Genomic DNA, 21,737 nt, shown 5'->3' on the forward strand with positions numbered 1-21,737 from the left:
GGACAAGGGATGATGTGAATATATGAGTAATCGAGCGAATGAAATTAGAAGACGGATTGCGAAGAGAAAGCGTTCCAGATACCCGAGCCCCACTAATCCACATAAGACAGTTCCTCCCTTTTTAGCAAATGATGAGGAACGATTTGGAGGCAGTACTTACGCCTCTTTCGATGGGGGTGGACCTGGAGATGGAGGCCATCCACTCTTTCGAAAAGAAGTTTTTTTATTTAAGGTACTTCTGTCAGCAATCCTCGTGTTGTCAATTGGAATTATATTTAAAAATCAGTCACCAAATTTTGAAAAAGTCCGGCATTTTGTATCTAGTACAATGGAAACTGAATTTCAATTTGCGGCAGTAACCGAATGGTATAAAGATACATTTGGCAGTCCACTTGCTTTACTTCCTATTAATCAAAACAAAGGGCAGGTTGATACATCAGAACCTGGTAAATATGCCCTTCCTGCAGCTGGAACAGTGACTGAAACCTTTGAGGCGAATGGTCAAGGGATTATGGTTGAAACGGACAGCAAAGTAGTAGAAGCAATGAATGCAGGAAATGTGACGGAAGTTGCAGTTAAAGGTGATCTAGGCAAAACAGTTGTTATCCAGCATAGTGATGGAACTGAAACTTGGTATGGAAATCTAGGATCAGTAGATGTAAAACTATATGATTATGTAGAAACAGGACAAGAGGTAGGGAAGGTACAAGACCCAAAAGGGGAGAACAAAGGTACGTATTATTTTGCAATAAAGCAAGGTGAAACATTTATTGACCCGATACAGGTGATAAAATTTGAATAATTACGTAAAACTTCTAAGAAAAATAGAAATACATCCACTACTCTGGCTTATCGTTGCAATTGCAGTTGTTACTGCACATTTTAGAGAGCTATTGATGCTGTTTTTAATCATATTGGTCCACGAAATGGGACATGCTGCATGTGCCCATTTTTTTTCATGGAGAATTAAAAAAATTCAGCTCCTGCCATTTGGTGGAGTGGCAGAGATGGATGAACACGGAAATCGTCCCTTGAAGGAAGAACTCCTCGTGATATTAGCAGGGCCCCTACAACACATTTGGTTAGTGGCTGTTGCATATTGCTTGTTTTTGGGTTCAGTCATCTCCCCAAAAACATTTGATCTTTTTCTATATCATAACTTAGTGATTCTTATCTTTAACCTTCTTCCGATTTGGCCATTAGATGGAGGAAAACTGCTTTATTTGTTTTTTTCTTATAAGCATTCTTTTTTTGAGGCACATAAACGGATGCTTTTTGTATCTTGCTTGATAGCTGGGCTCATTTTAATTGGAATGTTACTCTATAGCCCGAACAATCTAAATCTATGGGTAATTTTATCCTTCCTATTCTTTTCAATTATTATGGAATGGAGAAAGAGGCATTATGTCTTCATGAGATTCTTACTGGAACGCTACTACGGTAAGCAGGACACCTTTACGAAATTGAAGCCACTCGTAGTGGACGAAACAGAAATGGTATATTCTGTTCTTTCGATGTTCCAACGAGGTTGTAAACACCCCATTGTCATTAGAAAGGACGGAGAAAACCAACAGCCGCTTGATGAAAATGAGCTACTATATGCCTATTTTAATGATAAAAAGATTACTCAACCTGTCGGTGAGCTTCTCTACTTGTATTGACATTTCCAAATGAGGTACATTAAAGGAAAGATGTAACTAATATTCAGCAGAAGTTCACCACTTCTACTGAATTAAGTTACAGCCTCCGGCAGATGCCTCGATTTTTTAGCGGAAATTTTTCGAGCAAGGTCGAAAAAAATCGGGCGGCAAATACGCCAAGGCGCATATGATTGTTAAAGCGAGGATTAAGAGTTTGAAGACAATTATTATAAATGTTAAAACAAGTGAAAAACGAGTAGCTGTAGTAGAGGATCATAAAGTTCTAGAATTGAATATCCAACAACCCAAACATAAAGAAATCGTTGGAAATTTATATAAGGGGCGAGTGATTGACGTCCTACCAGGTATGCAAGCGGCCTTTGTTGATATTGGTATAGGCAGAAACGGCTATATCGGGCGAGAGCAGCTTGCTTCCTACCATCTTTCGCCCCCTAGTGAAAAAGATAAAAGTATAGCTCATTTTGTTAGACAAGGTGAGGAAATCATTGTTCAAGTTACGAAAGAAGGGACAGAGCGGAAAGGTCCCAAACTAACTGGACTAATTGAGTTTCCTGGAACTTCCCTTGTCTATTCGCCATTTGGGAATTATGTAGCTGTCTCGAGGAAAATGAAAGAGGAAGAAGAAAGAGATAGATGGCGTAATTTTGGAAAAACATATCTTGAAAAATCAGAAGGTCTCATTATCCGGACTGCTTGTGAAAATCAGGATGAATCAATCATTCTAAAGGAGCTTAAATTTCAAAGAAGCCGCTTCAATTCTATATTTGAAAAGCAAAAACAACTTAAGCCTCCAAGTCTTTTATTTGATGCCAATAATCTTGTTGATAAAATTTTATTTGAGCATCAGCTTGAACAAATTAAGGAAATTGTAATTGATGAAGCGCAAGAATATAAACAAATAAAGGACCTATTAGGCGAAGAAAAAGTCTCTTTTTTTCGAGGAAAAGAAAACATTTTTTCTTTTTACGGTATTGAGCGGGATATTGAAAAAGCACTTAAACATATTGTATGGCTAGATAATGGGGCTTACTTATTAATTGAGCAGACAGAGGCTTTAACTATAATCGATGTAAATACTGGAAAGTTTCAAGGAAAAGAAAATTTGCGAGATACGGTGTTTAAAACAAATATCGCAGCAGCAAAAGAAATTGCTTCCCAATTAAGGCTTAGAGATATTAGTGGTATTGTCTTGGTTGATTTTATTGATATGAAGTATAATGATGAACGCCAAAAAGTCATCCAATCCTTACGCTCTGTAGCGAAGGAGGATCGAAATCGAATGACTATTCATGGCTTTACTTCTCTAGGTATTCTTGAGCTAACCCGAAAGAAAACACGTCAAGATCTCTCAGGAATATTGCAGACGAGTTGTCCTACTTGTTCAGGTACAGGACGGGTAGATTCTGCAGAAACGATTGCTTTCAAACTAGAGCGTGAGTTATGGGAATATCAAGGCATGGACCACGACGCTATTTGGATTGAAACAACCGCAGAAGTAAAACAAGTCCTGCTCGGAGAAAACACTAATCATAAGAAACGTTTGGAAGAAGCCTTGTCTTTTCATATTTATATTACTGAAATGGTTTCCCCACGACATGAATATTTCATTAGACATATAGGAACCATCGATGAAGTGAAAGAAAGGCTTAATAATCGATTCTAATTTAAGAAATGATTGACTCCAACTTGTCTTTATGATAATATTTTCATGTTATTGTTTGTAGCACCCACTGCTACAACCGCTCATTCCAGGTAGTTAAGTTTCCATCAATGGAGCGCCTGTGTATTGGCGAGTCTTAGTCATACTATTAGGAGGTGCAAATATGTACGCAATTATTGAAACTGGCGGTAAGCAAATCAAAGTTCAAGAAGGCCAAGAAATCTATGTTGAAAAGCTTGACGTAGAACAAGGTGGAACAGTTACTTTTGACAAGGTTTTATTCGTAGGTGGCGAAAACGTAAAAGTTGGTAGCCCAACTGTTGAAGGTGCAACTGTTACAGCTAAAGTTGAAAAGCAAGGTCGCGCTAAGAAGATCATTGTTTTCAAATACAAGGCTAAAAAGAACTACCGTAAAAAACAAGGTCATCGTCAACCTTACACTAAAGTTACAATCGAAAAAATCAACGCATAAGGCTTTCTATCATGATAAAAATAACTATTAATCGTAATAGTTCTGGTAGAATCGACTCGTTTACAATGAGTGGACATGCCGAATATGATGTTCCTGGAAAGGATATCGTTTGTGCAGGTGCCTCAGCCGTTGCTTTTGGTGCTATTAATTCAATATATGCTCTATGTAAAGTAGAGCCGATATTGGAGCAAGAAAAAAATGGATTCCTCCGCTGTCAAATTCCTCAACTCGAGGATGAGACAACGAGGGAAAAGGTGCAGCTTCTTCTAGAGGGAATGCTTGTATCCTTACAGACGATTGAACTTGATTATGGACAATATATGAAAATTCAATCATAAAAAAACTTCATTAATAGGAGGTGGACAATAATGTTCGTAAGATTAGACCTTCAATTCTTCGCTTCTAAAAAAGGGGTAGGTAGTACTAAAAACGGTCGTGATTCAATCTCGAAACGACTTGGTGCAAAACGTGCTGACGGTCAATTCGTAACTGGTGGATCAATTTTATACCGTCAACGTGGTACTAAAATTTACCCAGGAGTAAACGTTGGCCGTGGTGGTGACGACACTCTATTCGCAAAAGTTGACGGAGTTGTTAAATTTGAGCGTGTAGGCCGTGACCGCAAACAAGTAAGTGTATACCCAGCTGCGCAAGAAGCGTAATCGTATAAAACTCTAACCTTAAGGTTAGAGTTTTATTTTTTATTGAAGAATCCTGATTGTAGAATGTAGTGTTATTTTTCAAGGTTTGATATAATTTTTAGACAAGATTCGAAATCTAAATGTTGTCTTTTGACACATTGAAATTTAGGGGAAATGACATGAATAAAAATTGGAGTACGATTGAAGTTTTAAAACATACACGTCACGATTGGTTAAATAAAATTCAGCTAATCAAAGGGAACATCTCACTAAATAAAATTGATCGGGTTAAAACGATAATTGAAGAAATTGTTATAGATGCTCAAAATGAAACACATCTTACAAATTTACAAATTCCAAACTTTGCTGCACTTATTATGACCCTAAATTGGGAGCCTCATAAATATCAATTGGACTATGATGTTGTCGGTGATATTCGAAATTTATCAAACTACGATTTGAAACTAACAGAATGGTGTTCGCAATTTTTTGCCATACTGGAAGAAGCGGTAGATGATATGGGAGAAAATCATTTATCCCTCACTATAGACTGTTCATTAGAAGAAACTCGATTCTTTTTTGATTTTAGTGGAATACTAAAAGATAGGGAATACCTAACAAATTGGTTAACTACGATAAGCCAATCAGATCAATTCCCGCAAATTACAGAGTATAAAGTACATAATGAAGAAGTAAGTATAACAATACATATTGCATGAAAATTTAGGTGCATAAATAACCGGAGGTAAGAGATGTTTGTTGATCAAGTCAAAGTGTATGTAAAAGGTGGAGACGGTGGTAACGGGATGGTTGCTTATCGTCGTGAGAAATACGTTCCAATGGGCGGTCCTGCTGGTGGAGATGGTGGAAAAGGCGCGGACGTCATTTTTGAGGTTGAAGAAGGTTTAAGAACCTTGATGGACTTCCGATACCAGCGCCATTTTAAGGCAAAACGTGGGGAACACGGAATGTCAAAGAATCAGCACGGAAAAAACGCAGAGCCGATGGTTGTAAAGGTCCCTCCTGGCACAGTCGTAACAGATGATGATACAGGTGTGGTTATTGCAGATTTAACACAGCATGGCCAAAGAGCGGTCATTGCTAAAGGTGGTCGTGGTGGAAGAGGAAATTCTCGATTTGCAACACCAGCCAATCCAGCACCAGAAATTGCTGAAAATGGTGAACCAGGACAGGAACGTTATATAAGACTTGAACTTAAAGTTTTAGCTGATGTTGGTCTTGTTGGTTTTCCAAGTGTCGGAAAGTCTACTCTATTATCCGTTGTTTCTGCAGCAAAACCAAAAATTGCAGAGTACCATTTTACAACGATTGTACCAAACTTGGGCGTTGTTGAAACAGAGGATGGACGCAGTTTTGTGATGGCTGACCTTCCTGGTTTAATTGAAGGGGCTCACCAAGGCATCGGGCTTGGACATCAATTTTTAAGACATATTGAACGAACAAGAGTCATTGTTCATGTAATTGATATGTCAGCAATGGAAGGACGCGATCCTTACGAAGATTATGTCACCATTAATCAAGAATTAAAGGAGTACAATCTTCGTTTAACTGAACGTCCACAAGTGGTGGTCGCAAATAAAATGGATATACCTGAAGCTGAAGAAAATTTAAAAACATTTAAAGAGAAGCTCCAGGATGATGTGAAAATTTTTCCAATTTCGGCAATAACGAGACAAGGTCTCCGCGACTTATTATTCACGATTGCAGATCTACTTGAAACGACCCCAGAATTTCCACTTGAGGTCGAGGAAGATACGAGCAATCACCGCGTGATGTATCGTCACGAAAAAGAAGAAGTGGATTTTGTTATTTCGCGTGAAAGTGACGGCTCATTTGTGATTTCTGGAGAACGAGTCGAAAAACTCTTTAAGATGACTGATTTTTCAAGAGATGAGTCTGTAAAACGATTCGCTCGCCAATTGCGAGGAATGGGAATCGACGACGCATTGCGTGAAAAAGGTGCAAAACACGGGGATATCGTAAAATTACTTGAATATGAATTTGAATTTATAGAATAAAATAACGTGTTCATAAGAAGGGAAGTAGGGGGGAGTAGCTTACATGGATGGCAAATTCTATCTTGTTCGTGAGGATGTACTTCCAGAAGCAGTTCGTAAAACATTGGATGCAAAGGAACTATTAGACAGTGGAGAAGCACAATCTATTGCAGAAGCAACACAGAAAGTGGACTTAAGTAGAAGTGCTTATTACAAATATAAAGACACTGTCTTCCCTTTTCATACGACTGTTAAGGAAAAAATCATTTCATTGTTTTTTCATCTAGAGGACCGGTCTGGTACCCTTTCTCAATTGTTAAGAACTGTAGCAGATACTGGTTGTAATGTGTTAACAATCCACCAAACAATTCCGCTTAGGGGAAAAGCGAATGTAACACTCTCATTAAACACATCAGGCATGCATGGTGAAGTAACTGACCTCCTAACTAGACTTCGTAAACTTGAATTTGTTGATAAAGTTGAAATTCTTGGAACAGGAGCATAGGGGGAAGAACGATGAACATTACAAATGTAGGGTTTTTAGGACCGAATGCTACATTCACAGCACAAGCGGTTGCGGCATTGTTTCCTGGTAAGGAAAACAAACCATATCGAACAATCCCTGCATGTATTGATGCAGTAGAGAACGGGGAAGTGGATGTGGCTGTCGTTCCAATTGAAAATACGATTGAAGGAACGGTTAATTTAACAATTGATTATCTAATTCATGTAAAACAACTTAAAATTATTGGTGAAGTGATCATTCCAATCAAACAGCATTTAATGGTGCATCCCAACAATACAAATAATTGGGAAGATGTACAAGGCATCTATTCACACCCTCATGCAATCGCACAATGCCATAAATTTTTATATAAACATTTTCCAAATATACAGCCCATTGAAACAAGTTCAACAGGTGCAGCCGCTAAATTTGTAAGTGAGCATCCAGAGCAGAATCATGCCGCTATTGCAAACTCATTTGCGGCAAAGGAATATGGATTAACAATTGTAAAACATGATATACATGATTTTGATAATAATCATACGCGCTTTGTTGTCTTACATAAAGAGATGTTAGATTTAGATCTAGTTATGGAAAATACAGGAGAAAAAACAACCTTGATGGTTACATTGCCTTCCGACCAGGCCGGGGCATTACATCAGGTATTGTCCGTTTTTGCCTGGAGAAAGTTAAATTTGTCTAAAATCGAATCAAGGCCTATGAAAACTGGTCTTGGTAATTATTTATTTTTAATTGATATTGAACAAAGAATGGATGAAATTTTAATCCCAAGTGCAATTGCAGAATTAGAAGCTTTAGGGAGTGGAGTGACTGTATTAGGTAGTTATCCATATTATCGAATTTAGACTCGACATTTAGTCGAGTCTCTTTTTTTATATACTTTTTATGCTTGACCAACCCTCATGCTGTACATAATTTGTGAAGCCTATGCATAAGTTGTGATGAGAAATAGTGGCAATTTGCCTATTTTGACATAGTATGTATTGACTTATGTATAGGAGGGGAAAATCGCGTGAAGATCCATATCGTTCAAAAAGGCGACACCTTATGGGAAATTTCGAAAAAATATGGGGTCGACTTCCAAGAACTAAAAGCTGTCAATACTCAGTTAAGTAATCCTGATATGATTATGCCTGGTATGAAAATTAAGGTGCCAACCGGAACTGTTCATGTAAAAAAAGAAGCCCAAATTGGTGGAGCTAAAAAAGAAGCTCAAATTAATGTAGCACCGAAAGAGGAACAAATTCAGCATCCGTTTGCTGAAATCGCACCACAACCATTTCCAGTAATCGATTTTGAAGAGGAGCTACCAGAGGTTGAGGAGGAAGTAAAGGGTGTTGAGACAGGGCCATATATTCCTCAAATGCCGCAAATGCCACAAATGCCAGTAATGCCGCAGATGCCAGTTGCACCACCACAGATGCCAGTAATGCCGCAAATGCCACAATATCAGCCACTAGAAATTGATATCAATAACTTTAATCTGATGGGGCTGGGGATGCCGCAAATTCCTACACCACCAACCAATGTTTTACCTGGGATGATGGCACCGGAAGAAGATTTTGAACTAGAAGAAGATTTTGAAGCCGAAATGCCGCAAATGCCACAAATGCCGCAAATGCCACAAATGCAGCAAATGCCACAGATGCCGTTACAACAGCCAGCTATGTTTAATAATTGTGTGCCAATTACGCCAGTTATGCCTGGGTACGGTTTTAATTATGTACCAGGGTTTCAGGGAGGATTCCCACCACAACAAGGGCCTTTTAATCCGATGGGAGGATTCCCTCGAACAGAAGGGGTAAAAGAGGAAGTAAAAGAAGAAATCGCTCCGGTACAAATGGCGCCAGTACAAATGCCACCGCAATATCCATTTGAAATCGATATTAACAATTTCAATATTATGCAAGCACAAATGCCACAAATGGTCGCAGGTGTAGAAGATGAATTTGAAGATGTGCCTGAAATGCAACAAATGCCACAAATGGCACCAATGCAGGCACCACCGTTACCAATGGGACCGTGTGTACCAGTTACTCCGGTAATGCCTGGTTATGGATTTAATGGAGGTTTCCCAGGACCTGCTGGATTTGGACCTAATATGCCAATGCAAGTTGGACCACAAGCTGTAAGTCCAGCGATGGCTAACAATCCTGGACCAGGTTTTGCGGGACCAATGAATCCGCAAATGATGCCATCACAATTTTATAATAAAAAAGATTGTGGCTGTGGTGGACCGAAGCCTCCATTTGCAGGACAATTCCCGCAACAAGGCTACCCAATGCAACCAGGATTTCAAGGACAATTCCAACCACCATTTCAACCTCAGTTCCAAGGTGGTGGATTCCCAGGATATCAGAGTGCACCGTTTGGAATGAATCCAAATCAGCAAATGCCGTTTAACCCAATGTTTAACATGCCAGATGTTGACGATGACTTAGACGATTAATATAAAACATATAATGAAGGGCGAATAAATCATACATTCGTCCTTGTATTTTTTTAGTATTTGTTTAAAAAGTACATTCTAAAAAGGGGAAAAATAAAAAACGGACTTGACTGTCCAAGATTTAAACAACCTGCAAAAAACTAACAGAAATAATCCCTCTTTGGATAAGCCAACCTAATGATGAACATATAGATATGTTCAAAAGGTCAAAGGGGGTTATTGTATTGAGGAAAATACTCTATACAGTTTCGACTGCAGCATTATTACTTGGTGGTCTAACGGCTTGTAATACCGATAATCAAGGGGCAGGTCCAAATAAGGATTATAATGATAATGCTAGACCAATCGGTTATTACTCGAATGAAAATAATCGAAATAATGAAGATGGAAATGGAAACCGTCTTCGTGATAATGATGGTCCATTAACAGAAATTATGGATCGCAATGGGAATAACAGGAATGACCGTACCGGCATCATGAACAATAGAAATGACAATAACAAGCGCACTCGCATCATGAACAACAGAAATGACAATAACAATACCGGTATGGTAAATAACAATGATAAAACAAGAAAAAATCGTCCCGGGATCATGAACTATCGCGAGGAACAACGTCGAAATGGTATCATGAATAACCGTAACGGTCGAACAATTAACCCTTTTAATGATGGTAACCCAAATACAATGTATGAAAATGGCCATGGACATGCCGATCAAAACTATCACAGCCATCTGAATGACAATAACCATAGAGTACAAACATATGGATATTATAATGACAATGGAAACTTAGTTCGTAAAATTTCTGAACGTGCTTCAAAGGTTAAAAACGTTGACGATGCTCGTGTCATCGTAACAGACGATAACGTCTTAGTTGCTGTTGATACGAACGATAATACAAATCGTAATAATGTCCAAGACGCTGTAGAAAGAGCGGTACAGCCATTAGCTGGTAAACGAAATATCAATGTTGTGACAGATGAAGGCACTTTTTCACGAGTACGTGATATCGATAATGATATTCGTAACGGGAATAGACGTGAAACAATTGATGCTGACATAAAAGACCTTTTTGACAACATTGGCGATGCTATTAGTGAGCCATTCACAAACAATAATAGGGGTTAATGTAATTTAATGTGGGTGTCCTTAGGGACATCCTTTTTTTATGGGAAATTTTTTCAAAAAACATTGGATATTCTTGTTAATAATGGTCAAACTAATATGTGTAGGACGGTCATATACAAGTATAAAAAAGAGTTGGCAACTAATTGTAAGAGGTGATGCCAAAATGAAAAAGATTGTAAAAGTAATCGTTTGTCTAGCGGTTGTTTTTATATTACCTAGCTTTTCAGGAATTGGTGCCGAGTTGAAAGAAGAAAACAATGATTCTGTTCAAGAGGTAACCGGTCCATTAGAAATCACTGTAATTCTTGAACGTGTTTATGTAGACGGCGAGGTAAGTGAAGAAATAATAAAAGAAACAATCTTATCTATGGAAGATTTTTGGGCACAATATGAGGATTGGAACCTAGTCCATCAAGATGATACTCAGGTTGTTTTTCAACAACGAATAGACGATATTTCACCTTTGCTTAAAACAAATGGCTATTTTGGTATAACGGAAGATGGAATTTTATCTATTTTTAATGGAAAACCAGATGAATCGGAAAAGGTTATCCAATCATTCTTTCAGATTGATGTTGAGAAGCTTGAAAGCTACCAACATGATTTACTGAAAAAAGGAATCAAAATAGGAACAAAAGATGAGTACATTAATGTCATTGAAACCTATAAAACCTATACATCCTCCCCTTAATATATAACATTTTTCAAGAGACTAGACTCCTTCTAGTCTCTCTTTTATTTTTAGTCTTTTTTTGACGAATATGATAAAATGGGGTACAGCAAAGTAGGGGAGAGAATAAGTTTGATTGAATTTATTAAAGGGACGGTTGACTACATAAATCCGGAATATATCGTTATCGAAAATAATGGGGTAGGCTACCAAATCCTTACACCAAATCCGTTTATTTTTAAAAGAGAGAATAAGGAAATTGTTTATACATATCAGCATGTAAGAGAAGATATATTAGCACTTTATGGCTTTAAGACACGTGAGGAGCGTGCTTTATTTTTGAAACTCCTAAATGTTACAGGGATTGGTCCAAAGGGAGGACTCGCGATTTTGGCTTCGGGGGAACCGGAACAAGTCATTCGTGCAATTGAAAACGAGGACGAGAAATTCCTTGTAAAGTTTCCAGGTGTAGGTAAAAAGACAGCTCGACAAATAATACTAGATCTTAAAGGAAAGCTCCATGACCTTATGCCAACACTCCATCCCGATTTGTTTAGTGAAGATCATGAGTTTGTGGACAATACAAGTCACACAGAAATTGATGAAGCAGTTGAAGCCCTTAAAGTGTTAGGTTATGCGGAAAGAGAAATCAATAAAGTTTTGCCAGAGCTAAGAAAAGAAAAGCTCTCAACTGATCAATATATTAAAAAGGCTTTACAAAAGCTATTAAAATAAGGAGGATGCTTGAATGGAGGACAGAATCGTTTCAGGAAGTGCCAATTACGAAGAGTCAGCAATCGAGCAAAGCCTCAGACCACAAACCTTAGCTCAATATATTGGTCAAGAAAAGGTGAAATCAAATTTATCGATTTTTATTGAAGCAGCTAAAATGAGACAAGAAACCCTGGACCATGTATTATTATATGGGCCTCCAGGACTTGGGAAAACAACTCTAGCTACGATTATTGCAAATGAAATGGGCGTAAATATTCGGACAACCTCAGGGCCTGCAATTGAAAGGCCGGGGGATTTAGCGGCTATATTGACAGCACTTGAACCAGGTGATGTCCTTTTTATTGACGAAATTCATCGTCTCCAAAGGTCCATCGAGGAGGTTTTATATCCTGCGATGGAGGATTTCTGTTTGGATATCGTGATTGGAAAGGGAGCGGGAGCACGTTCTGTTCGACTCGACTTACCACCCTTTACTTTAGTTGGAGCGACAACACGTGCTGGATCATTATCAGCACCTCTTAGGGATCGATTTGGGGTACTTAGTCGACTTGAATATTACACTGAAAATCAATTAGCTGATATCGTAACAAGAACAGCGGAATTGTTGGATGTAGAAATTGATGGACAAGCGGCACACGAAATAGCAAGACGATCAAGAGGGACACCAAGAATTGCGAACCGTTTACTAAGGCGAGTAAGGGACTTCGCACAGGTACGCGGTAATGGTACAATAACTACACAAATGGCAGATTCAGCCTTAGAATTGCTACAAGTAGACCGTTTAGGACTTGATCATATTGACCATAAATTACTTAGAGGGATCATTGAGAAGTTTCGTGGTGGTCCAGTTGGTCTTGAGACAATTGCAGCAACGATTGGCGAGGAAGCACATACAATTGAAGATGTTTATGAGCCTTACCTTCTGCAAATTGGTTTCTTGCAACGAACCCCACGTGGTCGTATTGTAACAGAACTGGTATATCGACATTTTCAAATTGAGGTTCCAAAGGAGTAATGACCTAATCATATACGCCTTGGCGTATATGCGCCCGATTTTTTTCGAGTTCGCTCGAAAAATTACCTTTGAAAAATCGTGGCATCCGCCGGAGGCTTTTTAACTTTATTCAATTAAGTTTTTTCCTACACGAAAATTGACTTACAAATAGATGCCTTCGTTCCAATACCTTATAAGGAGTGAATAAAGTTAAAATGGGTAAAATGCTAATGATAATGGGAATTCTACTATTAGTAGTCGGGTTTATTATGCATTTTATAGGAAAACTACCTGGGGATATTGTCGTGAAAAAAGGGAATACCACATTTTATTTTCCAATCGTTACATCTATTGTAATTAGTATTGTATTATCATTAATTTTTTACGTATTTGGTAAGTTTCGTTAGAAAGTTAGTAGAAATTAGGTGGAAATATGAAAGTAGATTTATTTGATTTTGAGTTACCAGAGGAATTAATCGCACAAACTCCGTTGGAAGATCGAGAGTCTTCGCGCTTAATGGTAGTAGACAAAGAGACAGGGGCAATCACCCATACTCATTTTCGTTCAATCCTATCCTATCTAAATAAAGGAGATTGCCTAGTCCTAAACGATACACGCGTGTTGCCAGCAAGACTGTATGGAGTAAAAGAGGACACAGGTGCAAAAGTAGAAGTCCTACTTTTAAAACAAAAAGACGGTGATAGTTGGGAGACACTTGTTAAGCCTGCAAAACGTGTGAAAGAAGGTACTGTATTAACCTTTGGTGACGGACGATTAAAAGCAACGTGTACGGCAATTGGTGATCATGGTGGAAGAATGTTGAGCTTTCATTATGAAGGTATTTTTTATGAGGTTTTAGAAGCCTTAGGTGAGATGCCACTGCCCCCTTATATTCATGAGCAATTGGATGACAAAGAACGATATCAAACTGTGTATGCAAAGCATCGTGGTTCAGCAGCAGCACCTACAGCTGGCCTGCATTTTACAGAAGAGCTTTTACAGCAAATCCGTGACCAGGGAGTACATACAGCCTTTATTACCTTGCATGTTGGGTTAGGAACATTTCGTCCCGTAAGTGCAGACACAATTGAAGATCATGATATGCATTCTGAATTTTATCAAATGACAGAGGAAACTGCTAATTTACTAAATGGGGTAAAAGCAAATGGTGGGAAAATTATTTCTGTAGGAACTACCTCAACTAGAACCCTTGAAACGATTGTGAAAAATAATGGCAAATTCGTAGAATCTAGCGGTTGGACGAATATATTTATATACCCTGGATATCAATATGAGGCAATAGATGGTCTTATAACAAACTTCCATCTTCCAAAATCAACATTGATCATGCTTGTTAGTGCACTGGCTGGACGTGAGAATATCCTCCATGCGTATAACGAAGCAGTAAAAGAACGGTACCGATTCTTTAGCTTTGGGGACGCCATGCTAATTAAATAAGACACATTGCAAATTAGATATTTCGGATGGTGAGTTATATATTCACCCACGATAAAGGAGACATATAAGTGACAGCAATAAGATACGAACATATTAAGACCTGTAAGCAAACAGGTGCGAGACTAGGAATTGTACATACCCCGCACGGTTCTTTTGAAACACCTGCATTCATGCCAGTGGGAACACTTGCAACCGTAAAGACAATGTCACCAGAAGACCTTAAGGAGATGGGTGCTGGTATTATTTTAAGCAATACCTATCATCTTTGGTTAAGACCAGGCCATGAAATCATCAAAGAAGCAGGTGGCCTGCATAAATTCATGAACTGGGATCGAGCTATTCTTACTGATTCAGGAGGATTCCAGGTATTTAGTTTAAGTGAATTTAGAGAAATTAAGGAAGAAGGAGTTCATTTCCGTAATCATTTAAATGGAGATAAGCTATTTTTGTCTCCAGAAAAGGCAATGGAGATACAAAATGCACTTGGCTCAGATATTATGATGGCATTTGATGAGTGTCCACCATATCCAGCTAGCTTTGAATATATGAAGAAATCTGTTGAACGTACTAGTCGTTGGGCTGAAAGATGCATACAGGCACATTCTCGTCCACAAGACCAGGGACTATTTGGCATTGTTCAGGGAGGAGAATACGAGGAACTTCGTAAACTAAGTGCAAAAGATTTAGTATCTCTAGACTTCCCGGGCTATGCTGTAGGTGGCTTATCTGTTGGTGAGCCAAAAGACGTAATGAACCGAGTACTCGAGTTTACAACACCACTCTTACCAACAAATAAGCCTAGATATTTAATGGGTGTTGGTTCACCGGATTCCTTGATTGATGGAGCGATACGTGGCATTGATATGTTTGACTGTGTACTACCTACTAGAATTGCTCGAAATGGAACGCTTATGACAAGCGAAGGAAGATTAGTAGTTAAAAACGCGGAGTATGCACGTGATTTTGGACCGTTGGACGAAAATTGTGATTGCTATACATGCAAAAATTATAGCCGTGCCTATATTAGACACTTAATAAAAACAAGTGAAACATTCGGAATAAGACTTACTACTTATCATAATCTTCATTTTCTGTTAAAATTAATGGAGCAAGTCCGTCAAGCGATCCGTGAAGATCGTCTTGGAGACTTCCGCGAAGAATTTTTTGAGCGATATGGTTTCAATAAGCCGAACGCGAAAAACTTCTAACTAAAGAAAAAATGAAAAAAAGATAGAGTCGGGAGGTGAAATGAATGGAAGGTATTTTAGGAACAGTTGGTCCGTTGATTCTAATGTTTGCGATTTTCTATTTCTTGTTAATTCGTCCACAACAAAAGCGTCAAAAAGCTACTCTTAACATGCAATCTAACCTTCAAAAAGGGGATAAAGTTGTAACTGTAGGCGGTTTACACGGAACAGTTGATGCAATCGACGAAAACAAGATTATTATTAAATCTGGAAATGCAAATCTTACATATGACAGACAAGCAGTACGTGATGTCATCAAGGACTAATTTTTCATAAAAAAAAGAGCGTCTCGGGCGCTCTTTTTTTGTTTTTTTCTATTAAGCATCTCTTCTTGATGGAGTTGTCATATTCACCCCGAAAATTCCACCAATTACAGCAGCTGCTAAAAACCCAACATGATACATAGTTTGCTCCGTTGTGAATGTAGCATCATATCCTAAAAATTGAACAATAAATACAATAATAGAATATAAAATACCTGTGCCTCCACCAATTAGCCAACCTTTTTCCTTTCCTTTTCCACCTGACACAAAACCACCGATGAAAAGAGCAAGGAAGGAAGCCCCTAAAATCACCCAGGACATTGAAGATTCCTGAAGTGAAGTAAATCGAAGTAATAGTGAGATAAGTAAACTAGATACAATAACAATTAAAAAAATTGCTACTACACCATAAACCATTGCAACTCCCATTTTCCTCATATCGATTCTCTCCCCCTCAAATATATACGGATAACCCTTAGTACGAGCATATTCACTACCACAATGAATTAGAATAAAAAGTACAAACTTTTCTTGTCCAGTAAAACCAAAGGAAAAAATTCGAATTATGTTTTAAGAGAATTTGTACACACTAAGTTGCAGTATGTGTTTCTTTTATTAGATTCCATTAGAGAGGGGGGCTTTCGTTGGAAGAATACCTCATCCTTGTGGGGAGGACTATTTTTCTTTATATTATCCTGTTAACGATTTTTCGGTTAATGGGTAAACGAGAAATTGGTGAACTTAGTCTTATCGATTTAGTAGTTTTTATGATGATTGCAGAGATGGCCGTTATCGGTATCGAGAGTACAAAAGACCCAATTCTCCATTCGCTCATACCGATGGTTTTGCTGATGGGGATCCAATACTTACTAGCCCTACTATCGTTAAAAAGTAAAAAACTTAGAGAACTTATCGATGGACGTCCAACAGTGATTGTGAATAGGGGTAAAGTTGATGAACATGCCATGAGGCAGCAGCGTTATAATCATGATGATCTTATGATGCAACTTCGTGAAAAAAACATAAAAAATTTAGCTGATGTGGAATTTGCTATACTTGAATCATCAGGAGAATTGTCCGTGTTAGAAAAAAGTAAGGATCAACCTTCCGATTTCTCAGATTATACAATTGATTTACCAGTCGTTCTTGATGGGGACATACAAGTGGAGCATTTAAAACAAATTAATAAGACAGAATTTTGGCTCCGGTCTGAGTTGAAGAAGTTAGGTTATAGTGATATTAAAAAAATTTCTATCTGTAATTATCATCACGGAAAACTACATGTAGATATAATGGATGAAAAAAGGTAACCGTGGTCGGTTACCTTTTGGTTTAGTAATTACAAAAGTGTTGCTAGCTTTGGTCCAATAAAAGGAATCCTCTTTACTTCCTCTTTTGTCAAAAGCTTAAAAACAAATAATAGAACAACATAAATCAATGATGTAACACCAATCGCTGCAAGTGTTCTTATAGCAAGGGAACCATCGGTTAAGCAGAATTGATAAAAGTAATGCCCCCCTATGCCTGATAGAACCATGGTTATACCACTCTTTATATAATCCTTAACATAAAAACTATAAGAGATCACTTTTACAATCGTTGAAAAATGTAGCAAAGTGACAAGCATCATTCCAATGACAATAGCAAGAGCTGCTCCCATAATCCCAAGGGAAGGTCTCGTTGCAAGGATAAAAATCGCGCCCGTTTTTATAAAATTTCCGATAAAGCTATTGATCATTGCGGCTTTGGCTAAATCAAGAGCCTGCAAGGTAGCTTGAAGAGGACCTTGGAAGTAATAAAAGATAAAAAACGGAGCCATTACTTTTATATAAATAGCTGAATTACTATTCCCATACATCAGCTCCATTACTGGGGAAGCAAACACATATAAAACAACAATTGCTAACCCACCAGAAACAAGAGATAATCGTAACGCCTGTTTGAGGCGATATTCAATTAATAATGTTTGCTTTTTTGCTGCTGCTTCACTTATAGAAGGCACAAGTGCTGTTGAAAGTGAAGTCGTAATAAACGATGGAAGCATAAGTAGCGGTAATGCAAAGCCTGTTAACTCCCCGTATTGTCTTGTCGCGAGATGAGTAACGACACCGGCAATTGCTAAACTTTGGGCAACGACAATCGGTTCAAAAAACCAAGAAATCGACCCAATCATTCTACTGCCTAATGTTGGAACCGCAATTCGTGTCAAATCATTGAATGTTTCTTTTCCGTGTTTAGCTGATTTAAAAAAGTTCTGACGGATGCGAATCCGTTTTTTTAGTTTGAACATAAAGAATAAATAAATGAGTGACATTAATTCTCCCACAACGGCCGAAAGCATTGCACCTGCTGCAGCGTATTCAATCCCCATCGGTAAAAAGGCCTTCGTAAACACATACACTAAGGTAATTCTGACGACTTGTTCAATTACCTGTGAATAGGCAGGTGGCTTCATATTTTGACGACCTTGGAAATAGCCACGGAGAACAGATGAAATCGCCACAATAGGGACAATCGGTGATATCGCTAATAAAGGATAATACGTTCTTGCATCCGTAAGAAGCGTCTCCGATAATAATGGTGCAAGAAAGATCATCATAGGTGTAAAGATAATACTTAATGTCCCAGTAATGGATAGGGAAACAACCAAGATTTTTTTGATTTTTCTCTTATCACCCTGTGCCTCTGCTTCTGCTACTAATTTCGATATTGCAACTGGAAGTCCCATCTGGGTTAATGTGATGGTGAGGACAAATGTAGGGATTGCCATCATATAGAGCCCCACACCCTCTTCACCAATAAGACGCGCGACAACAATTCTATTAATAAATCCCAATATTCTTGTAATGAGACCTGCAATAATTAAAATTAACGTACCTTTAAGGAATGTTTGCTTTGACAATTCAATTTCCCTACCTTCTCAAAAAAGGTGATATCATTTACAATTAACTATATGCTTAGTAGGTGGCCAAGCATGACAAGTATCGTAAGTTAGTTGAAAAATGGGAGAGATGATGAGTGAGTCAATCAGAGAGTCACATGTATGACAAGTATCGTGAAACAGTTCGTCCATTTTTAAAGAGCAAGCTGGAAGAATTCGGACTGTACGGATACGACAGCGTTAAAGAGGAAGAACTGTGGGAGTTTATGAAAAAAAAAACATGGAGAAAAGAAAAAGAAGAAAAGCAGTTGCACCAAATTGTCAGTGATATTCTCGGAGTAAAAGTTGGAGATTATATGAACTATGCAACGGTAGAAGCTTTTAAAGCACCGAATTGGTTTGAAGGTGAAGGAAAACAGGCTTTGGAAAAATTACTATAAGTCGTAGAACCATAAATCATTTTTAGATGTGGCATTAACATTCACAAAAGCTGTAATTGACATCAAAATCGCGTTGTTTCATAATTGTGATGGAGGGCTTAAAGGACAGACTATGTTTTTTAAGCAAGATAAAGGAGGATATACATACTTATGGTTAAAAAAGGCCGCATCGTGGTGTTTTTTGTATTGGTACTTCTCTTTGGTGCCTTAATCGGAGTAACTGGTACAGATACCGCAAAAAATATTAAATTAGGACTCGATCTTCAAGGTGGTTTTGAAATCCTTTATGAGGTAAAACCAGCTAAAGAAGGCGACGTAATTGATAGAGAAGCTTTAGTAAGTACAGTAAATGCGTTAACAAATCGTGTAGACGTACTTGGTGTTAATGAGCCAAATATTCAAATTGAAGGTAAGGATAGAATCCGAGTGCAATTAGCCGGTGTAGAAGACCAGCAAAAAGTTCGTGAAATGCTTTCAACACAAGCAAAGCTAACCTTCAGGGATGTTAATGACAACGTATTACTTGACGGCTCTCAATTGGCGCAAAATGGCGCTAGTCAGGCATTCGACCAAATGGGTAAACCAGCCGTTTCTCTAACAGTTAAAAATTCAGATGATTTAAAAAATGCTACACAGAATGTACTTGACCAAGCTCCGAACAATTTGATGGTTATTTGGTTAGACTTTGAAGAAGGTGTGGATTCTTTTGAGGCTGAAAGTAAGAAGCCAAATCCAAAGTACCTTTCTGCGGCATCTGTTAATGAAGTATTCAACAGAAAGACGGTTTCAATAGAAGGAGGCAGCTTTACAGTTGAATCGGCTAAAGAACTTGCTTCTTTGTTAAATGCAGGGGCACTTCCTGTTGATTTGGAAGAAATTTATTCAACATCCGTTGGAGCAAAATTTGGTGAGCAAGCTTTAGAGAAAACCGTTTTTGCAGGGGCAATTGGTATTTTCTTAGTGCTATTATTCATGCTTGTTTTTTATCGTTTCCCTGGCCTTATAGCTGCTATTACATTAAGTATCTTTGTTTATTTAAACCTACTAGTATTTGATTGGATGAATGCGGTACTTACTCTACCTGGTATTGCAGCCTTAATCCTTGGAGTAGGTATGGCCGTGGATGCAAATATAATTACCTATGAGAGAATTAAGGAAGAAATTAAGTCAGGAAAGTCAATTTTATCTGCGTATCGTACAGGAAGTAAAAACTCCTTCCTAACAATATTTGATGCAAATATTACTACTCTTTTAGCTGGTGTTGTTCTATTTATTTTTGGGACAAGTGCTGTAAAAGGCTTTGCAACCATGTTAATCGTAAGTATCTTGCTAAGTTTTGTAACGGCTGTATATGGAAGCAGATTATTACTTGGACTTTGGGTAAATAGCAAATTTTTAAATAAGAAACCTAGCTGGTTTGGTGTTAAACAAAGCGACATTCGAAACTTAGCTGATGCCGATGAGGAAGGAAGTTACCCAACTCGATTTGATCGTTTCGATTTTGCGAAACATAAAAATAAATTCTTTATGGCATCTGGTATAATGGTTATCGTAGGAATAGCAATATTGGTAATCTTCAGGCTTAATCTTGGTATTGATTTTGTTGCTGGTACCCGTATGGAGGTGCTTGCTGACCATCCAATTTCTCAAGAGGAATTCACAGATGAACTTAGTAAGCTTGATCTAGAGGCCAAGGAAATCGTGATATCAGGAGATAATAATGACATTGGCGTTGCACGTTTTGCTGATGAGCTATCTAAGGATAAAGTAAACGAAGTAAAAGCTCATTTCCATGGCCTGTACGGGGCAGATCCTAACGTTAGTACAGTCTCTCCAACAGTTGGAAAAGAATTGGCTAGAAACGCCTTTATAGCAAGCTTAATTGCGATGGCTGGTATTATTATCTATGTTGCATTCCGCTTTGAGTGGTTAATGGGGCTTGCTGCAATTGTTGCGCTATTCCACGATGCTCTCTTTATGATTGTTATCTTTAGTATCACACGTCTTGAAGTAGATGTAACATTTATCGCTGCTATATTAACCATTATTGGTTACTCTATTAATGATACAATTGTTACGTTCGATAGAATTCGTGAACTTTATAAGAAGAAAAAGCGTGTTAAAACATATGAAGATCTTGCAAGTATAGTAAACAATGGATTAAGACAAACATTAGGGCGTTCCGTTAATACTGCTATAACCGTTATCTTCACAAGTGTTGCATTATTATTATTAGGTGGACAAGCTATTACTAATTTCTCTTTCGCCTTAACAATTGGTTTAGTTGCTGGTATGTATTCATCTATCTTCATTGCAGCACAGCTATGGTTAGTATGGAAGACGAAGCAAATTACTAAAAAGCGTCCAGCACAGACAGAAACAGAACCACAGGTATAATATAACAGTAAAAAGTCGTGATTTTTCACGACTTTTTATTTTCTCTTTAAATTTGGATACACTAAAAAGCATGCGTATGCGCAAAAGACAAAAG

At 38.0% G+C, this 21,737-nt stretch carries 24 protein-coding genes and 1 other annotated feature; of the genes, 22 read left to right on the forward strand and 2 right to left on the reverse strand.

Annotation, left to right across the window (positions count from 1 at the left end):
* Window positions 1-22 precede the first annotated feature (22 nt).
* The 19 genes from CKJ95_RS04080 (at window position 23) to yajC (ending at window position 15,928) form a co-directional block, all read left to right on the forward strand.
* On the forward strand, window positions 23-802 hold the full coding sequence (locus tag CKJ95_RS04080) for a M23 family metallopeptidase (RefSeq protein WP_099352123.1): 780 nt from the start codon (window positions 23-25) through the stop codon (window positions 800-802).
* The gene (locus CKJ95_RS04085; RefSeq protein WP_099352124.1) at window positions 795-1,661 is read left to right on the forward strand and encodes a M50 family metallopeptidase; all 867 of its coding nucleotides are present in this window, start codon (window positions 795-797) and stop codon (window positions 1,659-1,661) included. The genes CKJ95_RS04080 and CKJ95_RS04085 overlap by 8 nt, the downstream gene beginning before the upstream one ends.
* 193 nt (window positions 1,662-1,854) lie before the next feature.
* Entirely contained in the window at window positions 1,855-3,324 is a 1,470-nt protein-coding gene (locus tag CKJ95_RS04090) for an Rne/Rng family ribonuclease (RefSeq protein ID WP_099352125.1), read from the forward strand.
* 64 nt (window positions 3,325-3,388) lie between these two features.
* Window positions 3,389-3,468 (forward strand) — a sequence feature (ribosomal protein L21 leader region).
* 16 nt (window positions 3,469-3,484) lie between these two features.
* Window positions 3,485-3,793 (forward strand): 50S ribosomal protein L21, encoded by a 309-nt coding sequence (rplU, locus tag CKJ95_RS04095; RefSeq protein ID WP_010678279.1) that lies wholly within the window; start codon window positions 3,485-3,487, stop codon window positions 3,791-3,793.
* An 11-nt stretch (window positions 3,794-3,804) separates the two neighbouring features.
* Window positions 3,805-4,131, forward strand: coding sequence for a ribosomal-processing cysteine protease Prp (locus CKJ95_RS04100; RefSeq protein ID WP_099352126.1), 327 nt, complete (start codon window positions 3,805-3,807; stop codon window positions 4,129-4,131).
* A gap of 30 nt (window positions 4,132-4,161) precedes the next feature.
* On the forward strand, window positions 4,162-4,455 hold the full coding sequence (gene rpmA / locus CKJ95_RS04105) for a 50S ribosomal protein L27 (RefSeq protein ID WP_099352127.1): 294 nt from the start codon (window positions 4,162-4,164) through the stop codon (window positions 4,453-4,455).
* Between the two features lie 158 nt (window positions 4,456-4,613).
* Window positions 4,614-5,153, forward strand: a complete 540-nt coding sequence (locus CKJ95_RS04110; RefSeq protein ID WP_099352128.1) for a sporulation initiation phosphotransferase B — start codon at window positions 4,614-4,616, stop codon at window positions 5,151-5,153.
* A 33-nt stretch (window positions 5,154-5,186) separates the two neighbouring features.
* Window positions 5,187-6,473 carry a GTPase ObgE gene (gene obgE, locus CKJ95_RS04115; RefSeq protein WP_099352129.1) on the forward strand — a complete coding sequence of 429 codons (1,287 nt, stop codon included), beginning with the start codon at window positions 5,187-5,189 and terminating at the stop codon, window positions 6,471-6,473.
* A gap of 43 nt (window positions 6,474-6,516) precedes the next feature.
* The gene (locus tag CKJ95_RS04120) at window positions 6,517-6,957 is read left to right on the forward strand and encodes an ACT domain-containing protein (protein ID WP_099352130.1); all 441 of its coding nucleotides are present in this window, start codon (window positions 6,517-6,519) and stop codon (window positions 6,955-6,957) included.
* A gap of 11 nt (window positions 6,958-6,968) precedes the next feature.
* Entirely contained in the window at window positions 6,969-7,823 is an 855-nt protein-coding gene (gene pheA, locus CKJ95_RS04125; RefSeq protein WP_099352131.1) for a prephenate dehydratase, read from the forward strand.
* A 167-nt stretch (window positions 7,824-7,990) separates the two neighbouring features.
* Complete coding sequence (safA, locus tag CKJ95_RS23750; RefSeq protein ID WP_257215711.1) at window positions 7,991-9,427, forward strand: SafA/ExsA family spore coat assembly protein; 1,437 nt, start codon at window positions 7,991-7,993, stop codon at window positions 9,425-9,427.
* 224 nt (window positions 9,428-9,651) lie between these two features.
* The gene (locus tag CKJ95_RS04135) at window positions 9,652-10,557 is read left to right on the forward strand and encodes a YhcN/YlaJ family sporulation lipoprotein (RefSeq protein ID WP_180271402.1); all 906 of its coding nucleotides are present in this window, start codon (window positions 9,652-9,654) and stop codon (window positions 10,555-10,557) included.
* Between the two features lie 163 nt (window positions 10,558-10,720).
* Window positions 10,721-11,248 (forward strand): intercompartmental signaling factor BofC, encoded by a 528-nt coding sequence (locus CKJ95_RS04140; RefSeq protein WP_099352133.1) that lies wholly within the window; start codon window positions 10,721-10,723, stop codon window positions 11,246-11,248.
* 111 nt (window positions 11,249-11,359) lie between these two features.
* Complete coding sequence (gene ruvA / locus CKJ95_RS04145) at window positions 11,360-11,962, forward strand: Holliday junction branch migration protein RuvA (RefSeq protein ID WP_099352134.1); 603 nt, start codon at window positions 11,360-11,362, stop codon at window positions 11,960-11,962.
* Window positions 11,963-11,975: 13 nt separating this feature from the next.
* Window positions 11,976-12,977, forward strand: coding sequence for a Holliday junction branch migration DNA helicase RuvB (gene ruvB / locus CKJ95_RS04150; protein WP_099352135.1), 1,002 nt, complete (start codon window positions 11,976-11,978; stop codon window positions 12,975-12,977).
* A gap of 194 nt (window positions 12,978-13,171) precedes the next feature.
* Entirely contained in the window at window positions 13,172-13,363 is a 192-nt protein-coding gene (locus CKJ95_RS04155; protein WP_099352136.1) for a DUF2905 domain-containing protein, read from the forward strand.
* A gap of 26 nt (window positions 13,364-13,389) precedes the next feature.
* Complete coding sequence (gene queA, locus CKJ95_RS04160) at window positions 13,390-14,415, forward strand: tRNA preQ1(34) S-adenosylmethionine ribosyltransferase-isomerase QueA (RefSeq protein WP_099352137.1); 1,026 nt, start codon at window positions 13,390-13,392, stop codon at window positions 14,413-14,415.
* A 68-nt stretch (window positions 14,416-14,483) separates the two neighbouring features.
* Window positions 14,484-15,623: a tRNA guanosine(34) transglycosylase Tgt gene (gene tgt / locus CKJ95_RS04165; protein WP_099352138.1), complete on the forward strand. Its 1,140-nt coding sequence runs from the start codon at window positions 14,484-14,486 to the stop codon at window positions 15,621-15,623.
* Between the two features lie 44 nt (window positions 15,624-15,667).
* The gene (yajC, locus tag CKJ95_RS04170; RefSeq protein ID WP_099352139.1) at window positions 15,668-15,928 is read left to right on the forward strand and encodes a preprotein translocase subunit YajC; all 261 of its coding nucleotides are present in this window, start codon (window positions 15,668-15,670) and stop codon (window positions 15,926-15,928) included.
* A gap of 51 nt (window positions 15,929-15,979) precedes the next feature.
* Here yajC and CKJ95_RS04175 read toward each other — a convergent pair whose 3' ends face one another.
* A complete protein-coding gene (locus CKJ95_RS04175; RefSeq protein WP_099352140.1) occupies window positions 15,980-16,363 on the reverse strand; it encodes a TIGR04086 family membrane protein in 384 nt (127 codons plus the stop codon).
* 206 nt (window positions 16,364-16,569) lie between these two features.
* Between CKJ95_RS04175 and CKJ95_RS04180 the strand changes: the two genes are divergently transcribed.
* Window positions 16,570-17,235, forward strand: coding sequence for a DUF421 domain-containing protein (locus CKJ95_RS04180; RefSeq protein ID WP_099352141.1), 666 nt, complete (start codon window positions 16,570-16,572; stop codon window positions 17,233-17,235).
* Between the two features lie 29 nt (window positions 17,236-17,264).
* On the opposite strand, the gene spoVB is transcribed toward CKJ95_RS04180, so the two are convergent.
* The gene (gene spoVB / locus CKJ95_RS04185) at window positions 17,265-18,827 is read right to left on the reverse strand and encodes a stage V sporulation protein B (RefSeq protein WP_099352142.1); all 1,563 of its coding nucleotides are present in this window, start codon (window positions 18,825-18,827) and stop codon (window positions 17,265-17,267) included.
* A 137-nt stretch (window positions 18,828-18,964) separates the two neighbouring features.
* Here spoVB and CKJ95_RS04190 point away from each other — a divergent pair, with 137 nt between their 5' ends.
* Complete coding sequence (locus CKJ95_RS04190; protein ID WP_180271417.1) at window positions 18,965-19,246, forward strand: post-transcriptional regulator; 282 nt, start codon at window positions 18,965-18,967, stop codon at window positions 19,244-19,246.
* Between the two features lie 150 nt (window positions 19,247-19,396).
* Window positions 19,397-21,643, forward strand: coding sequence for a protein translocase subunit SecDF (gene secDF, locus CKJ95_RS04195; RefSeq protein WP_099352144.1), 2,247 nt, complete (start codon window positions 19,397-19,399; stop codon window positions 21,641-21,643).
* The last annotated feature ends 94 nt before the right edge of the window (window positions 21,644-21,737 follow it).

The sequence above is a fragment of the Fredinandcohnia onubensis genome (assembly GCF_002734285.1).
GTDB lineage: Bacteria > Bacillota > Bacilli > Bacillales > Bacillaceae_L > Ferdinandcohnia > Ferdinandcohnia onubensis_A.

Bases quoted from the DNA above. Each gene is read 5' to 3' on its own strand.
- CKJ95_RS04080 (WP_099352123.1), top strand. From the start codon at position 23: ATGAGTAATCGAGCGAATGAAATTAGAAGACGGATTGCGAAGAGAAAG.
- rplU (WP_010678279.1), top strand. From the start codon at position 3,485: ATGTACGCAATTATTGAAACTGGCGGTAAGCAAATCAAAGTTCAAGAA.
- CKJ95_RS04100 (WP_099352126.1), top strand. From the start codon at position 3,805: ATGATAAAAATAACTATTAATCGTAATAGTTCTGGTAGAATCGACTCG.
- rpmA (WP_099352127.1), top strand. From the start codon at position 4,162: ATGTTCGTAAGATTAGACCTTCAATTCTTCGCTTCTAAAAAAGGGGTA.
- CKJ95_RS04110 (WP_099352128.1), top strand. From the start codon at position 4,614: ATGAATAAAAATTGGAGTACGATTGAAGTTTTAAAACATACACGTCAC.
- obgE (WP_099352129.1), top strand. From the start codon at position 5,187: ATGTTTGTTGATCAAGTCAAAGTGTATGTAAAAGGTGGAGACGGTGGT.
- CKJ95_RS04120 (WP_099352130.1), top strand. From the start codon at position 6,517: ATGGATGGCAAATTCTATCTTGTTCGTGAGGATGTACTTCCAGAAGCA.
- pheA (WP_099352131.1), top strand. From the start codon at position 6,969: ATGAACATTACAAATGTAGGGTTTTTAGGACCGAATGCTACATTCACA.
- CKJ95_RS04140 (WP_099352133.1), top strand. From the start codon at position 10,721: ATGAAAAAGATTGTAAAAGTAATCGTTTGTCTAGCGGTTGTTTTTATA.
- ruvB (WP_099352135.1), top strand. From the start codon at position 11,976: ATGGAGGACAGAATCGTTTCAGGAAGTGCCAATTACGAAGAGTCAGCA.
- CKJ95_RS04155 (WP_099352136.1), top strand. From the start codon at position 13,172: ATGGGTAAAATGCTAATGATAATGGGAATTCTACTATTAGTAGTCGGG.
- queA (WP_099352137.1), top strand. From the start codon at position 13,390: ATGAAAGTAGATTTATTTGATTTTGAGTTACCAGAGGAATTAATCGCA.
- yajC (WP_099352139.1), top strand. From the start codon at position 15,668: ATGGAAGGTATTTTAGGAACAGTTGGTCCGTTGATTCTAATGTTTGCG.
- CKJ95_RS04175 (WP_099352140.1), bottom strand. From the start codon at position 16,363: ATGAGGAAAATGGGAGTTGCAATGGTTTATGGTGTAGTAGCAATTTTT.
- CKJ95_RS04190 (WP_180271417.1), top strand. From the start codon at position 18,965: ATGTATGACAAGTATCGTGAAACAGTTCGTCCATTTTTAAAGAGCAAG.
- secDF (WP_099352144.1), top strand. From the start codon at position 19,397: ATGGTTAAAAAAGGCCGCATCGTGGTGTTTTTTGTATTGGTACTTCTC.